This is a genomic window from uncultured Roseovarius sp., from assembly GCF_913054395.1.
GTDB lineage: Bacteria > Pseudomonadota > Alphaproteobacteria > Rhodobacterales > Rhodobacteraceae > Roseovarius.
Map to the genome: position 1 here is coordinate 1 of NZ_CAJXIP010000095.1, position 13,521 is coordinate 13,521.

A 13,521-nucleotide genomic window follows, 5' to 3' on the forward strand; every position below is an offset into this window, starting at 1 on the left:
ATCACCTGGCGGTGGCCGCCGAAAGCCTTGAGATCGGCAGGGCCTGGGTTGAGGAGAGGCTTGGATTGCGCCTTCAGACCGGTGGCAGTCATGCGCATTTTGGCACCCATAATCTTTTGATGGGGCTGGAGGATGGTTTTTACCTCGAGGTGATCGCGATTGATCCGGTGGCCGAGGCGCCTGCCTGTCCGCGTTGGTTTGATCTTGATCGCTTCAGCGGCGCACCGAGGTTGAACAACTGGATTTGCCAGGTGGATGATCTTGCGGGGCTGGTGGCGCAGTATCCCGAGGCGGGGCGGCCTGTGACACTGAGTCGGGGGGATTTGCGCTGGCAGATGGCGGTGCCGGAGGATGGGGCCTTGCCCTATGACAATCTTTTCCCGGCCCTGATAGAATGGGCGGGCAGTGCGCATCCAAGTGCGCGGCTTGTCCCGTCGGGGGCCCGCTTGGAACGGTTGGTGGTCAGCCACCCGCAGGCAGCGGCGCTTGAGGGCGCGCTTCGCGATGTGCTCGACGACAGGCGGGTGGTGTTCGAGCCCGGTGTCGCGGGCTTGCGCGCAGAGATTGCGACGCCGACCGGGGTCAGGGTCTTGGGATGATTACCCGTCAGGCCCGATCGGGCGACATCGAGGCGATCCTTGCGATCTGGAACCCGCTTATTCGCGAGACATCGGTCACCTTCACCACCGAGGAGAAGACGCAAGCGGGTGTGGGCAGGGACATCGTGACCCGTGGCGAGGCGTTTCTTGTGGCTGAGCAGGCTGGCGCGATCCTGGGTTTTGCGAGTTTCGGTGCCTTCCGTTCGGGGCCGGGTTATGTGCATACCGGCGAGCATACCATCATCCTTGACACGCGCGCACGCGGGCGTGGCGCGGGCCGGGCGCTGATGACGCGGCTGGAAGAGGTGGCACGGGGACAGGGGGTTCATGCACTGGTGGCGGGGGTAAGCGGCGAAAACACTGGCGCGATTGCCTTTCACCGTTCAATCGGGTTTTCCGAGGTGGGGCGCATGCCCGAGGTGGGCCGCAAATTCGGGCGCTGGATGGACCTTGTGCTTTTGCAGAAACTTCTGTGAGTGTGGCGCTGACAAGCCCCCTGAAAGCCGATAGTCTTGTATCATGTCGATCTGGACCCGCATCACCGAGGCCCTGGCGGCCCTTGCCGGCGGCGAGGGTCTTGGTGCGGTTTTCGACCGCCTGCGCACCGCGCCGGAACGTAGCGTCGGCTTTACGATTGCGGTGATTGCCCTCTCGGCGAAGATGGCCAAGGCCGATGGCCTGGTCACCCGCGACGAGGTGACCGCGTTTCGTGAGGTCTTTCAGATCGCCCCCGAGGACGAGGCAGGCGCGGCGCGTGTGTTCAACCTGGCCCGTCAGGATGTGGCGGGGTTCGAGGATTATGCCGCCCGTATCCAGAGGATGTTTCAAGGCGAGCCAGGCACGCTTTGCGTCTTGCTTGAGGGGCTGTTTCATATCGCCATGGCCGATGGGGTCTATCACCCCAAGGAGGATGCGTTCCTCGCGCGGGTGGCGGGCATTTTCGGCGTGAAAGACAGTGACTTTCGCGCGCTCAGGGCGCGATTTGTGCCCGAGGCGCGGCCCGATCCCTATTCGATTCTGGGGGTCAGCGAGGGTATGACGCTTGATCAGATCCGCAAGGCCTGGCGTCAGAAGGTCCGCGACAGCCACCCCGACAAGATGATGGCGCACGGATTGCCGCAAGAGGCGATCAAGCTGGCGGAAAAGCGGCTTGTCGATATCAATCATGCCTGGGAGGAAATTCAGGGCGAAATGAGCGAAGGGGGCGCGGATGCGGATCGCCACCTATAATGTGGAATGGTTCAACGCGCTTTTCGATGATGCGGGGAATCTGCTCGATGACGATCAATGGTCGGCGCGCTATGATGTGACGCGCTCGGATCAACTGGCGGCGATCGGCATCGTCTTTACCGCGATGGATGCCGATGCGGTGATGGTGATCGAGGCCCCCGATCATAACGGACGGCGCACCACCGTGACCGCGCTTGAGAATTTTGCAAGCGTCATGAAGCTTCGGGCGCGCAAGGCTTTGGTCGGATTTGGCAATGACACCCAGCAGGAAATTGCGCTTTTGTATGATCCGGATGTCATGGCCGCCGAGCACGACCCGAAGGGTGAGATTATCCCCCAGAAAGGCAGTGACGAGGCGCCGCGGTTTGACAGCGTGCTCCGGATTGACCTTGATATTGACGATACGGCCGATCAGGTGCGCTTTTCCAAGCCGCCGCTTGAGGTGGCGGTCACCACGGTGGGCGGGCGCAAATTGCGCATGATCGGCGCGCATCTGAAATCCAAGGCGCCGCATGGCGCGCGCAGTCGTGACGAGGCGATGCGCATGTCGATTGCCAATCGCCGCAAGCAATTGGCCCAGGCGGTCTGGCTGCGCCAGCGGATCGAGACCCACCTAAGCGACGCGGAGCCGCTTATCGTGCTGGGCGATCTCAACGATGGTCCTGGGCTTGATGACTATGAGCATCTGTTCGGGCGCTCGTCGGTCGAGATCATCATGGGCGAGGGCAGCGAAACCGGTTTGTTGCTGTATGACCCCCACGCCCACAGCGCCCTGACCCTGCGGGTCGGCGAGGTGCATAGCACCTCGCGGTTCTATCTGACCAATGAGAAACGCTATTTGCAGGCGCTGCTGGATTATATCCTGATTTCGCCCGATCTTATGGAGCGCACGCCGGTCTGGCGTATTTGGCATCCGTTCGATGATCCGGATTGCTGGCATATGCCCGATTTGTGCACCGCGCTTCTGACGGCATCGGACCATTTTCCGGTGACGCTTGATATTGATCTGTGATCTCTTAAAAAACCGGCGGGATGTGCTTATATGCCAATCATGAAACAGATACGCCCGATCCTTACGGCCGTTTTCCTGACGGCCCTCAGTGTGCACCCCCTTTCGGCGCAAGACGCAGAGGAAGAAGAGGCCGGGCGCTCGCTTATGGAAGAGGGCGCGCGACTGTTCCTTGAGGGCATTCAGCGCGAGATGGGCCCGGCGCTGGATGACCTGCGCGGCATGACCGAAGATATGGAACCGGCCCTGCGCCAGTTCGTCGAGGAAATGGGCCCGGCGCTTAGCGAATTGATGGGCAAGGTCGGCGATCTTAGCGCCTATCACGCGCCTGAGGTCCTGCCCAATGGCGATATCATCATCCGCCGCAAGACCCCGCAAGAGATCGAGCCGCTGCCCGAGGGCGAGATCGAGCTTTAACGCGGGTTCTTGACAACGGCGGTTGCCGATAAGGATGCCGCCAGCGAGTCAAACCGTGCCTGTGCCACTTCGCCAAAGAGCGGGGCAGCCTCGGATGAAAGGCGCAGTTCAAGCACTTTCTTTTTCGGAAACCAGCGGATTTCGCCAAGTCTCGCGTTTTTCTTGAGCCAGAGCATCGCGGCGAAGCGCATCGCCTTGCCAAGCACTTCGGCCTCCTGATGGTCACGCTCGGGCAAGAGGGGGTCAAGATTGGTAAAGCGGCTGCTGTCTCGCTTGTTGGAATAGCGGTGCAAAAGCGCCAGTCCCAGATAGACCCGCTCGGAATGCTTCAGCCCGCCAAGGTTGGCGCGGGTCGAATTGTCAAAACAGACTTCGGCACGGTAATCGGGATGCGCGCGCCAGCTGACGTCATGCAAAAGGCATGCCGCGCGAATAAGGCGTCGGCGCTCTGGCGGCGCGTTTCTGAACAGCGGCTGGATGAAGTGATAGATCACCTTGCCAAACCCCGGAACGCGCGCGTCCTTGTGCTCGGCAAAGCGGCAGGCCTCGATCAGCGGATCGCGGTCGCGCAATTGCTGGGGCATCTGTTCGTACAAAAGCCCCTCGCGGATGCCATAGCTTGACACCGCGATGTCACGCGGGCGGAAAGTCTTGAGGATTTCGTGCAGCACCTCGGCGGCATGTGGCACAAGCGCGATCCGCGCCGCGGATACCCCCGATTGCGTGCGCAGGGTTTCAAGATCGTTTTGGGCGATGTACTTGATCGTCTCGCGCACGGCGGCCGGGGTCATGCGGTATTCATGCAGCACATGCAGCGGATAGCTGCGCCGGGCCATGTCGATCTTGGCAATCGCCCGCCACGAGCCGCCGACCAGGAAAAGCCGGTTGCGTTGTTCGCCAAGCTCGGCCTGCATCGCGGTCAGGGTGTCCTTGATGTGCACCTTGCGGGCCTTTTTGCCGCCTTTGATATCGCGAAGCTTCAGCGGCCCTAGCGGCGATGAGACCCGCGCGCCGACGGTGCCTGCGTCGATCTCGGCCAGTTCCATTGACGAGCCGCCGATGTCGCAGACAAGTCCGTAAGCGCCGGGCCAGCCCAGAAGCACACCCTGCGCCGAAAGCCGGGCTTCTTCGCGCCCGTCGATCACCCAGAGTTTCAGGCCGGTTTCGGCCAGAACTTCGGCACAGAATTCGGGGCCATCCTCGGCGTCACGCACCGCAGCGGTGGCGACCGTCACAAGCGGGCCGGTGCCCATGCCATCGGCCAAAAGCTGAAACCGCTTGAGCGCCTCAAGCGCGCGCGCGCGCCCCTCCGGGTTAAGCCGCCCGGTATCGGCCATGCCGGCCCCAAGCGCACACATGATTTTCTCGTTGTAGAAATAGGCCGGGCTGCGTGCGGCGCCGTCAAACACCACAAGGCGGACAGAGTTCGATCCGACATCGACCACACCGACACGCGCCAATGCGCGCGCAGAGGGCTTGTCAAACAGGGGGCGGCCAAACGGGCCGCCGTCAAGTTCCACAGGATCGCTAGTGCCGTCCATGTTCACCCCGTTGCGGTGTATACTCTCTATGCGGCATGGGGGGCATCCTGGTCAATCGTCCGTATGGGTAAGTTTGGGCACATCCGATGCCCCGGCGGACCCGCGCCCCGAAAGCGAGGGGTTTTCCATGAAGAAGCGGTGGCAGTTAAAGGCAAATTCGCCTTCCGGTTTGACGGTGCGGGCAAAGCTTCCATCGGCGGCCATGACCCAGCTTTGCGCGACATCGGCCATATTGGCGGCCATCACCTGGCTGACGATCTGGGCCTTGACGGTGGGGTTTTCGATCTCGACCAGGGTTTCGACCCGGCGCACGAGGTTGCGCCCCATCCAGTCGGCCGAACTTATGAAGACCCGCGCCTTTTTCGATGGCAGGCCGTGGCCATTGCCGAAACAGACGATGCGGGAATGTTCCAGGAACCGCCCGATGATCGACTTGACGCGGATGTTTTCCGACAGCCCCTTGATGCCGGGGCGCAAGCCACAGATGCCGCGGACCACCAGGTCGATCTGCACGCCCGCCTGCGAGGCGGCGTAAAGCGCGTCGATCACGTCGGGGTCGATCAGGGCGTTCATCTTGGCCCAGATCGCGCCCGGCTTGCCCTGGGCAACATGACCGGCCTCGGCGGCGATCATCTCGAGCAGGCGGGGTTTTAGGGTGATCGGTGAGATCGCAAGATTTTCAAGGCTGTCGGGCTGGGCATAGCCCGAGAGATAGTTGAACACCTTGGTGGCATCGCGCCCAAGGGTGACATCGCAGGTGAAGAACGACAGGTCGGTATAGATCTTGGCGGTGATCGGGTGATAATTTCCGGTGCCGAAATGGGTGTAGGTCACAAGGTTTTCGCCTTCGCGGCGCACCACGATCGAGATCTTGGCGTGGGTCTTGAGGTCGAGAAAACCGTACACCACATGCGCGCCCGCACGTTCAAGGCGGCGCGACTGGCGGATGTTGGCGGCCTCGTCGAACCGCGCCTTCAGCTCAACCAGCGCGGTGACCGACTTGCCATCCTCGGCGGCCTCGCAGAGCGCCTCGACGATGGGCGAGTTGCGCGAGGTGCGATAGAGCGTCTGCTTGATCGCCACCACATCCGGGTCGCGCGCCGCCTGGGCCAGAAACCGCACCACCATGTCGAAAGTCTCATAGGGGTGATGCAGCAGCATGTCCTTCTGGCGGATCGCGGCAAACATGTCGCCGTCGTGGTCCTGCACCCGTTCGGGCACGCGCGGCGCAAAGGGCGGCCACAACAGATCGGCGCGCGCCTCAAGCACAAGTTCCTTGAGGTCGGCCAGCCCGATCATGCCATTCACCTCGACCACCTCTTCGGGGGTGACGTGCAATTCTTCCATGATCACTTCGCGCAGCGCAGCGGGCGCATCGGCCGAAATCTTGAGGCGCACCACCTCGCCGCGACGGCGCCGTTTCAGGGCGACCTCGAACTCGCGCACAAGGTCTTCGGCCTCTTCCTCGACTTCGAGATCGCTGTCGCGCAGCACACGAAATGCGCAATGACCCTTGTATCTGTAGCCCGGAAAAAGGCTGTGCAGATGCAGTAGCAGCAACTCTTCAAGCGGCAGCACGCGAAACGTGCCCTCGGGGGCGGGCAGGGTGACAAAGCGGTCAATCTGCTGCGGAATCGGCAACAGCGCCTGTAGCGGGCGCTTGTCTGATTTCCGCTCCATCTGGAGGGCGAGGGAATAGCCAAGGTTCGGGATGAAGGGAAAGGGGTGCGCCGGGTCGATGGCCAGAGGCGACAGGACCGGGAACACCCTGTGCAGGAAGATATCGTCCAGAAACGCCTTGTCGTCCTCCGTCAGGCTTGCGTTGTCGAGGATCGAGATGTCTTCGCTTTCCATCTCCCGGCGCAGGGTTTCATAGGTGTCCTGCTGCGCATCCAACAGTTTGCGGGCGTCTTCGTTGATCAGCACAAGCTGTTCGGCGGGGGTAAGCCCGTCGGCGGCAGGGGTCACGTTGCCCGCCTGCGCCAATTCGCGAAGGCCTGCCACGCGGACATTGTAGAACTCGTCCAGATTGGTGGCCGAAATCGACAGGAACCGCAGGCGTTCAAGCAGAGGAACGCGCTGGTTTTTGGCCTCTTCCAGAACGCGCCAGTTAAAGCCGAGCCAGCTTAGCTCGCGGTTGTAAAACCGCCCCGGTCCAGTGATATCGAGGTCCGGGAAATCAACCGGGTCGGGCATCGGGGATTTGAGAAAATCAGCGTTTGTCATGGCGGCCTTATGGCGTTGCTGTGTAACGGAAAGGTGACGCAGGGTGGCGTTATTCGGACATATTGTCCAGCACCTTTGCGGCCATCGCGCGGGTGATCGGGCGCCCCTGCGAAAGCGCGGTTTCATCAAGGTTCGCCACAAGCCGACGGGCCGCATCGAACGAACGGTCCATGCGGCGTGCAAGATACGGCAGGGCCTCGGGGCTGGGGGACAATTGCCTGTCGGCAAAGAGCTTCATCAACAGGGCCGCCAGAAGCGTATCATCCGGTGCGCGCAGATTTGCCAGCGTCGTGGCCTGCATCCGGCTTGCCAGATCGGGCAGGGCGAGGGGCCAGAAGTTCGGCGCGCTCTGCGCCGTGAGCAACAGGGAATGCCCCTCGGCGAGGGTCAGGTTGTGCAGATGGAAAAGCGCCTCTTCGCCGGGGGGGCTGCCCGCGATCCGATCGGCATCCTCGACCACCACCGGGCCGGTGGCGAGCCCTGCGATATCGGCCCCTGCAAGGTCAGCCGCGTCGATGATCGTGGCGCCGCTCAGGGCGGCCCAGACATGCGCAAGATGCGTCTTGCCGGCCCCCGGAGGCCCTGCAAGCACCAGTTTGCGAGACGGCCATCCCTGCCAGTCCTCGATCATCGCCACGGCCTGCGCATTGGCCGGGGCGACAAAGAAATCATCGCGCCCGAGAGCGGCGCGCACGGGCAGATCAAAGCTTAGCTGCTCAGCCATCAGCCTTTATCCTGCCCGTCCAGCCCGCGATAAAGACGGCTGTCCTTGTATTGTTCGGTGCCAAATCGGGTGATCACCCCAAGTGAGGCGGCGACCGGAACCGCGACCAGCATGCCGACAAAGCCGAACAGCGTGCCAAAGGCCGACAGCGCAAAAATAAGCCAGACCGGATGCAGGCCGACCGAAGAGCCGACCAGCTTGGGCGTCAGGACATTGCCTTCGATCACCTGACCCGAGACAAAAATCGCCGCGACCAGCCCGATACTAAGCCAGTCCCCCCAGAACTGGAACAGCGCCAGCCCGACGGCCAGAACACCGCCGACGATCGAGCCGACATAGGGAATGAAGGTGATCAGACCGGCAAACGCCCCCACGACAAGCCCGAATTGCAGTCCCACAAGCATCAGCGCGATGGCGTAAAATGTGCCCAGCACAAGACAGACCGTGCCCATGCCGCGAATAAAGCTGGCGAGCGTGCGGTCGATCTGGCTGGCAAGGTCGCGGATCACCGGCGCGTGGTCGCGCGGCAACAGCCCGTCGATCTTGGCGATAAGGTGATCCCAGTCGTAAAGCAGATAGAAGGCCACCACCGGAACGATCACAATCAGAAGTACCAGATCAATCAGCGAGGCCGCGGAATTCAGCAGGGTCTGAAGTACCTGGCCGCCGCGCTCTCGGATGGTTTCGCCAAGCGACAAGAGGGTTTTGTGCAGGGTGGATTCAGGTTGGAAAATCGACGGGAAGTGATCGGACAGGAACCCCTGAAGGTCACGCGCCAGTTGCGGCGCGATATTGAAGAGCGCAACCGCCTGTTCCACCAGCAAGGGGATCACCAGAAGTGCCATGATCACGAAGATCAAAAGCGCCGCCAACGAGATGACGACCGCCGATGCCGCCCGGCTTAGGCCCATCCCCTCCAGCCGGTCTGCCACCGGATCGAGGAAATAGGCAATTGCCCCGCCGATCACGAAGGGCAGGATCACATCGCCCAGAAACCACAGCGTCACAAGAAAGGCCGCCGCCGCGATCCCCCAGTATTTAAGCTGTTCCTTGACCGGCAATGCCATCTGATGCGCCTTTTGCTCTTTCGCCCCTTCACATTGCCCATGCAGTCCGCGGTTTCAAGGGGGCGGCGGGCGAAAGCGTGATCCTCCCTTGTCTGGACCGCCGCAAAGCCATAAACGGGGGCAAATATCCTTTGCCAGAGGTCCAACATGCGCCTGTCCCGTTATTTTCTGCCCGTGCTCAAGGAAACCCCTTCTGAGGCACAGATTGCCTCGCACCGCCTGATGTTGCGGGCAGGGATGATCAAACAGGCGACGGCCGGGATTTATTCCTGGCTGCCGCTTGGCTTCAAGATCCTGCGCAAGCTTGAGAATATCGTGCACGAGGAACAGGTGCGTGCGGGCCATATCCCGATGCTGATGCCGACGCTGCAATCGGCCGATCTTTGGCGCGAAAGCGGTCGTTATGACGATTACGGCGCTGAAATGCTCCGGATCACTGACCGGCATGGCCGCGACATGCTTTACGGGCCGACAAATGAAGAGCTGATCACCGATATCTTCCGCAGCCATGTCGGCAGCTACAAGGACCTGCCGCTGACGCTCTATCATATCCAGTGGAAGTTCCGCGACGAGGTGCGTCCGCGTTTTGGCGTGATGCGTGGCCGCGAGTTTTTCATGAAGGACGGCTATAACTTTGACCTGACCAAAGAGGACGCGCTTCACGCCTATAACCGGCACATGGTCAGCTATCTGCGCACCTACGAGCGGATGGGCCTTCAGGCGATCCCGATGCGCGCCGATAGCGGTCCGATCGGCGGTGATGACACGCATGAATTCCTGGTGCTGGCCGATACCGGCGAGTCCGAAGTGTTTTATGACAGCGCAATCACCGATTTGCGCCTTGGCGGGCGCGACGTGAATTATAATAACTGGGACGAGTGCGCGGAGATCGTCAAGGAATGGACCACGCCCTATGCGCGCACCGACGAGACCCACGACGAGGCGGCCTTTAACGCCATTCCCGAAGAGCGCCGCAAGACCAGCCGTGGCATCGAAGTGGGCCAGATCTTTTACTTTGGCACCAAGTATTCAGAGCCGATGGGCGCAACCGTACAAGGCCCTGATGGCAAGTCCGTGCCGGTTCATATGGGCAGCCATGGCATCGGCGTAAGCCGTCTTGTCGGCGCGATCATCGAGGCGAGCCATGACGACAAGGGCATCATCTGGCCCGAGGGCGTGACGCCCTATCACGCGGGTATCGTGAACCTCAAGCAGGGCGATGCCGAGGCCGACGCCGCCTGTGAGGCGATCTATGCCTCGCTCAACGCGATTGGCCTTGAGCCGCTTTATGACGACCGGGACGAGCGGGCAGGCGGCAAATTTGCGACGATGGACCTGATCGGCCTGCCCTGGCGGATCACGGTGGGGCCGCGCGGCCTTAAGAACGGTGTGGTCGAACTGACCAGCCGCCGCACCGGCGAAAGCGAAGAGCTGCCGCCCGAACAGGCGATCGCAAAGCTGGCGCAAATCTACGCGGGGCATGTGCTGCGGCCGAGCCTGTGAGCGAAGCCGATTTGCCAATGCCGGTGGATGACGGCGGCGCCGATCATCTGACCGGGATGGCGATGCCGTTGCTGACCTTGCCCGCCACAGACGGGCAAGAGGTTGATTTTGCGGCCCTTACGGGGCTTGTGGTGATCTATGCCTATCCCAAGACCGGGCGTCCGGATGTGCCGGCCCCGGCGGATTGGCACATGATCCCGGGCGCCAAGGGCTGTACGCCGCAAAGCTGTGCGTTTCGTGATCACCACGCCGATTTACGCGCACTTGGCGTGGATCATGTGTTCGGCCTGTCAACACAAGACACCGACTGGCAGCGCGAGGCGGTGGCGCGGATGCATTTGCCGTTCGCGCTTGTGTCGGATGCGGGGTTGCGGCTTGCCAATGCGCTTAACCTGCCGCGCATGGAGGTGGCGGGCGAGACATTGCTGCGCCGTCTGACCTTGATTGTGCGCAACGGTGTGATCGAACGCCATTTTTACCCGGTCTTTTTGCCCGAGGCCAATGCGGGCGAGGTCTGTGATTGGCTGCGCGCGCAGGGCAGTGACGCATAGCGGCGCGTAAACGGGCAAAGCCTTGCCGGGTTTGGCGGGGCTTGGCCTTGACGCGAGCGGGTACAAAACGCACTGTCCGCGCAGGTTTACCAAGGTGTCAGAATGGCCAGAACGCCCGCCCCCTTTGCCCCGTTTGAATGGATGATCGCCTGGCGCTATCTGCGTGCCAAGCGGGCCGAGGGCGGTGTCAGCGTGATGACTTGGATCAGCCTTGTCGGCATCACCCTGGCGGTGTTTGCGCTTATCGCGACGCTGGCGGTGCGATCCGGGTTTCGGGCGGAATTTGTCGACACGATCCTTGGTGCGAACGCGCATGTGACGGTCTACAACTCCGGCGAGGTCGATGCGCAGAGCGGGCGGATCGACCGTACCTTGCAGGATTACGAGGCGATGGCCGAGCGTGTGCGCCGGGTGCCGGGGGTGATCCGCGCCGCGCCGCTTATCAAGGGGCAGGTGATGGCCAATGCCCGCGAAAGAAACGCCGGGGTGCAGGTGTTCGGGATCGCGCCGGATGACCTGCGCAGCATTCCGCGCGTCGCCGATCCCGAGACCAGCCGGGGCGATATCGCAAATTTTGCGCAGGGCATCGCCATTGGGTCTGGCGTGGCGCAGGAGCTTGGCGTCGGACTTGGCGACCGGATCAAGCTTATCTCGCCCAATGGCGTCAAGACCGCCTTCGGCACCAGCCCGCGGATCAATGCCTATGACGTGACCTATATCTTCTCTGCCGGGCGCTATGACATCGACCGGGTGCGGGTCTATTTGCCGTTTGACGAGGCGCAGAGCTTTTTCAACCGCGAGGGGCGCGCCGATGAACTTGAGGTGATGGTGAGCGAGCCCGAGGCTGTGGATACGCTTGCCCTGCCGCTGTTGCGCGCGGCGGGCGAACGGGCGTTGGTTTGGACCTGGCAGGATGCCAGCGGCTCGTTCCTGCGCGCGCTGGAGGTCGAGGACAACGTGATGTTCATCATCCTGTCGATTCTTGTGCTGATTGCGGCGATGAACATCACCAGCGGCTTAATCATGCTGGTCAAGAACAAGGGCCGCGATATCGGGATCTTGCGCACGATGGGCCTGACCGAAGGATCGGTCCTGCGGGTGTTTTTCATCTGCGGGGCGTTTACCGGGTTGATCGGCACGGCGATGGGGGTGGTTCTGGGCTGTCTTTTTGCACTCTATATCGACCCGATTTTCAGTTTCGTGAATGTGCTGATGGGCGGGCAGGTCTGGGATCCGTCGATCCGCGGGATTTACCATTTGCCGGCCAAGTTGCAGTTTGGTGACGTGATGTCGGCGGTGTCGCTGTCGCTTGGGCTGTCCTTCGTGGTGACGATCTTTCCGGCGCGGCGCGCGGCGCGGATGAACCCGGTGGAGGCGCTGCGCTATGAGTGAGGTGATGCTGCGCCTGAATGGCGTCGAAAAGACCTATAACAAGGGGCAGACCGGCGAGGTGCGGGTACTGGCGGGGGCCGATCTGGCGCTGGCACGCGGCGAGATGGTGGCGCTTGTGGCGCCGTCGGGCGCCGGGAAATCGACTCTGTTGCATATTGCCGGGCTATTGGACACCGCCGATGCGGGGCGTGTGGATATCGCGGGCGAGGATATGACCGGGCTGAGCGATCGGCGGCGCACGGCGCTGCGCCGTCAGGAGGTGGGGTTTGTCTATCAGTTCCATCACCTGCTGCCCGAGTTCACCGCGCTTGAAAATATCGTTTTGCCGCAGCTTGCGGATGGCGTGGCGCGCAGGACCGCCGAGGCCCGCGCCCGCGTTCTTTTGGATCAGGTCGGAGTTGGTGCGCGCGCCGGGCACCGCCCTTCGGCGATGTCGGGCGGCGAGCAACAGCGGGTGGCGTTCTGTCGGGCACTGGCCAACAGCCCCAGCGTTCTTTTGGCCGATGAGCCGACCGGCAATCTCGATCCCGGCACGGCGGATCAGGTGTTTGCGGCACTTGAGGGGCTGGTGCGCGACACTGGCCTCGCGGCGCTGATTGCCACGCATAACCTTGAGTTGGCGGCGAAAATGGACCGGGTCTTGCGCCTTGATCAGGGGCGTCTGGTTGAAGAGGGGTGAGCGAACGGGTGTCGGTTTCACCCACCCTGCGTGATCCTCTTGGGCGAAATTAAATGGACCTGCCTGTGCATTGTGGAAACATTGCACGCAAATAGAACGGAGACCGCATGGCAAAGGTATCACTGGACGAGATCGACGCACAAAGCAAAGCGGCGCTGATGCGCCATGGCGCGGCCGAATGGATTGCGGGCGAGGTGGCTTATGCTGTGCGCAAGGCGGAAAGCGTCGGCAACCGGATTTGCGGTCTCTATTACCTTGAAAGCTATTGCCAGCAGTTGAAAACCGGGCGCGTCAGGGGGGATGTCGAGCCGGTTGTGAGCCAGCCCAGGCCCGGTGCGGTGGTGGTTGATGCAAAGTTCGGCTTTGCCCAGCCCGCATTTTCCCGCGCGCTTGACCGGGCCGTCGAGGCGGCGCGCAGCTGTGGTGTGGCAAGTCTTGCGGTTGGGCATGCGCATACCTGCACGAGCCTTGGGTTCTTCACCGAGAAGATCGCCAAGCGCGGGCTTGTCGGGCTGGGGATGACCAATGCCTCGCCCATCGTGGCGCCGCCGGGGGGCAAGAGCCGGGTGATCGGCACCAATCC

General features: G+C 62.1%; 14 protein-coding genes. 10 read left to right on the forward strand and 4 right to left on the reverse strand.

Features of this window, described 5'->3' with window-relative positions; translation table 11 throughout:
• The 5 genes from QZ522_RS12995 to QZ522_RS13015 form a co-directional block, all read left to right on the forward strand.
• The coding region (locus QZ522_RS12995) for a VOC family protein (protein WP_294612196.1) at window positions 1–599 on the forward strand (599 nt) is incomplete at its 5' end.
• The gene (locus QZ522_RS13000) at window positions 596–1,075 is read left to right on the forward strand and encodes a GNAT family N-acetyltransferase (protein WP_294612199.1); all 480 of its coding nucleotides are present in this window, start codon (window positions 596–598) and stop codon (window positions 1,073–1,075) included. The genes QZ522_RS12995 and QZ522_RS13000, both read left to right, overlap by 4 nt.
• Before the next feature lie 43 nt (window positions 1,076–1,118).
• Entirely contained in the window at window positions 1,119–1,829 is a 711-nt protein-coding gene (locus tag QZ522_RS13005) for a molecular chaperone DjiA (RefSeq protein WP_294612203.1), read from the forward strand.
• Window positions 1,810–2,841: an endonuclease/exonuclease/phosphatase family protein gene (locus QZ522_RS13010; RefSeq protein ID WP_294612206.1), complete on the forward strand. Its 1,032-nt coding sequence runs from the start codon at window positions 1,810–1,812 to the stop codon at window positions 2,839–2,841. The genes QZ522_RS13005 and QZ522_RS13010 overlap by 20 nt, the downstream gene beginning before the upstream one ends.
• Window positions 2,842–2,871: 30 nt before the next feature.
• Complete coding sequence (locus tag QZ522_RS13015; RefSeq protein ID WP_365353724.1) at window positions 2,872–3,255, forward strand: hypothetical protein; 384 nt, start codon at window positions 2,872–2,874, stop codon at window positions 3,253–3,255.
• Here QZ522_RS13015 and QZ522_RS13020 read toward each other — a convergent pair.
• Genes QZ522_RS13020 through QZ522_RS13035 form a run of 4 tightly spaced genes read right to left on the reverse strand, consistent with a single transcriptional unit; the run spans window position 3,252 to window position 8,813 of the window.
• Window positions 3,252–4,796: a Ppx/GppA family phosphatase gene (locus QZ522_RS13020; RefSeq protein WP_294612209.1), complete on the reverse strand. Its 1,545-nt coding sequence runs from the start codon at window positions 4,794–4,796 to the stop codon at window positions 3,252–3,254. The genes QZ522_RS13015 and QZ522_RS13020 overlap by 4 nt on opposite strands.
• A 51-nt stretch (window positions 4,797–4,847) precedes the next feature.
• On the reverse strand, window positions 4,848–7,022 hold the full coding sequence (locus QZ522_RS13025; protein WP_294612212.1) for an RNA degradosome polyphosphate kinase: 2,175 nt from the start codon (window positions 7,020–7,022) through the stop codon (window positions 4,848–4,850).
• Between the two features lie 49 nt (window positions 7,023–7,071).
• On the reverse strand, window positions 7,072–7,746 hold the full coding sequence (locus tag QZ522_RS13030) for a DnaA/Hda family protein (protein WP_294612215.1): 675 nt from the start codon (window positions 7,744–7,746) through the stop codon (window positions 7,072–7,074).
• On the reverse strand, window positions 7,746–8,813 hold the full coding sequence (locus tag QZ522_RS13035) for an AI-2E family transporter (RefSeq protein WP_294612218.1): 1,068 nt from the start codon (window positions 8,811–8,813) through the stop codon (window positions 7,746–7,748). Before QZ522_RS13035 ends, QZ522_RS13030 begins: the two co-directional genes overlap by 1 nt.
• Before the next feature lie 147 nt (window positions 8,814–8,960).
• Here QZ522_RS13035 and proS point away from each other — a divergent pair, with 147 nt between their 5' ends.
• The 5 genes from proS to QZ522_RS13060 form a co-directional block, all read left to right on the forward strand.
• Window positions 8,961–10,316 carry a proline--tRNA ligase gene (gene proS / locus QZ522_RS13040; protein ID WP_294612221.1) on the forward strand — a complete coding sequence of 452 codons (1,356 nt, stop codon included), beginning with the start codon at window positions 8,961–8,963 and terminating at the stop codon, window positions 10,314–10,316.
• Window positions 10,313–10,867, forward strand: coding sequence for a peroxiredoxin (locus QZ522_RS13045; RefSeq protein ID WP_294612223.1), 555 nt, complete (start codon window positions 10,313–10,315; stop codon window positions 10,865–10,867). The genes proS and QZ522_RS13045 overlap by 4 nt, the downstream gene beginning before the upstream one ends.
• A 102-nt stretch (window positions 10,868–10,969) precedes the next feature.
• Window positions 10,970–12,259 carry a lipoprotein-releasing ABC transporter permease subunit gene (locus tag QZ522_RS13050; RefSeq protein ID WP_294612226.1) on the forward strand — a complete coding sequence of 430 codons (1,290 nt, stop codon included), beginning with the start codon at window positions 10,970–10,972 and terminating at the stop codon, window positions 12,257–12,259.
• Window positions 12,252–12,938, forward strand: a complete 687-nt coding sequence (locus QZ522_RS13055; RefSeq protein WP_294612229.1) for an ABC transporter ATP-binding protein — start codon at window positions 12,252–12,254, stop codon at window positions 12,936–12,938. The genes QZ522_RS13050 and QZ522_RS13055 overlap by 8 nt, the downstream gene beginning before the upstream one ends.
• A gap of 107 nt (window positions 12,939–13,045) precedes the next feature.
• Window positions 13,046–13,521: Ldh family oxidoreductase (locus QZ522_RS13060; RefSeq protein WP_294612232.1), on the forward strand; the 476-nt coding region annotated here is incomplete at its 3' end.

Bases quoted from the DNA above. Each gene is read 5' to 3' on its own strand.
- QZ522_RS13000 (WP_294612199.1), top strand. From the start codon at position 596: ATGATTACCCGTCAGGCCCGATCGGGCGACATCGAGGCGATCCTTGCG.
- QZ522_RS13005 (WP_294612203.1), top strand. From the start codon at position 1,119: ATGTCGATCTGGACCCGCATCACCGAGGCCCTGGCGGCCCTTGCCGGC.
- QZ522_RS13010 (WP_294612206.1), top strand. From the start codon at position 1,810: ATGCGGATCGCCACCTATAATGTGGAATGGTTCAACGCGCTTTTCGAT.
- QZ522_RS13015 (WP_365353724.1), top strand. From the start codon at position 2,872: ATGCCAATCATGAAACAGATACGCCCGATCCTTACGGCCGTTTTCCTG.
- QZ522_RS13020 (WP_294612209.1), bottom strand. From the start codon at position 4,796: ATGGACGGCACTAGCGATCCTGTGGAACTTGACGGCGGCCCGTTTGGC.
- QZ522_RS13025 (WP_294612212.1), bottom strand. From the start codon at position 7,022: ATGACAAACGCTGATTTTCTCAAATCCCCGATGCCCGACCCGGTTGAT.
- QZ522_RS13030 (WP_294612215.1), bottom strand. From the start codon at position 7,746: ATGGCTGAGCAGCTAAGCTTTGATCTGCCCGTGCGCGCCGCTCTCGGG.
- QZ522_RS13035 (WP_294612218.1), bottom strand. From the start codon at position 8,813: ATGGCATTGCCGGTCAAGGAACAGCTTAAATACTGGGGGATCGCGGCG.
- proS (WP_294612221.1), top strand. From the start codon at position 8,961: ATGCGCCTGTCCCGTTATTTTCTGCCCGTGCTCAAGGAAACCCCTTCT.
- QZ522_RS13050 (WP_294612226.1), top strand. From the start codon at position 10,970: ATGGCCAGAACGCCCGCCCCCTTTGCCCCGTTTGAATGGATGATCGCC.
- QZ522_RS13055 (WP_294612229.1), top strand. From the start codon at position 12,252: ATGAGTGAGGTGATGCTGCGCCTGAATGGCGTCGAAAAGACCTATAAC.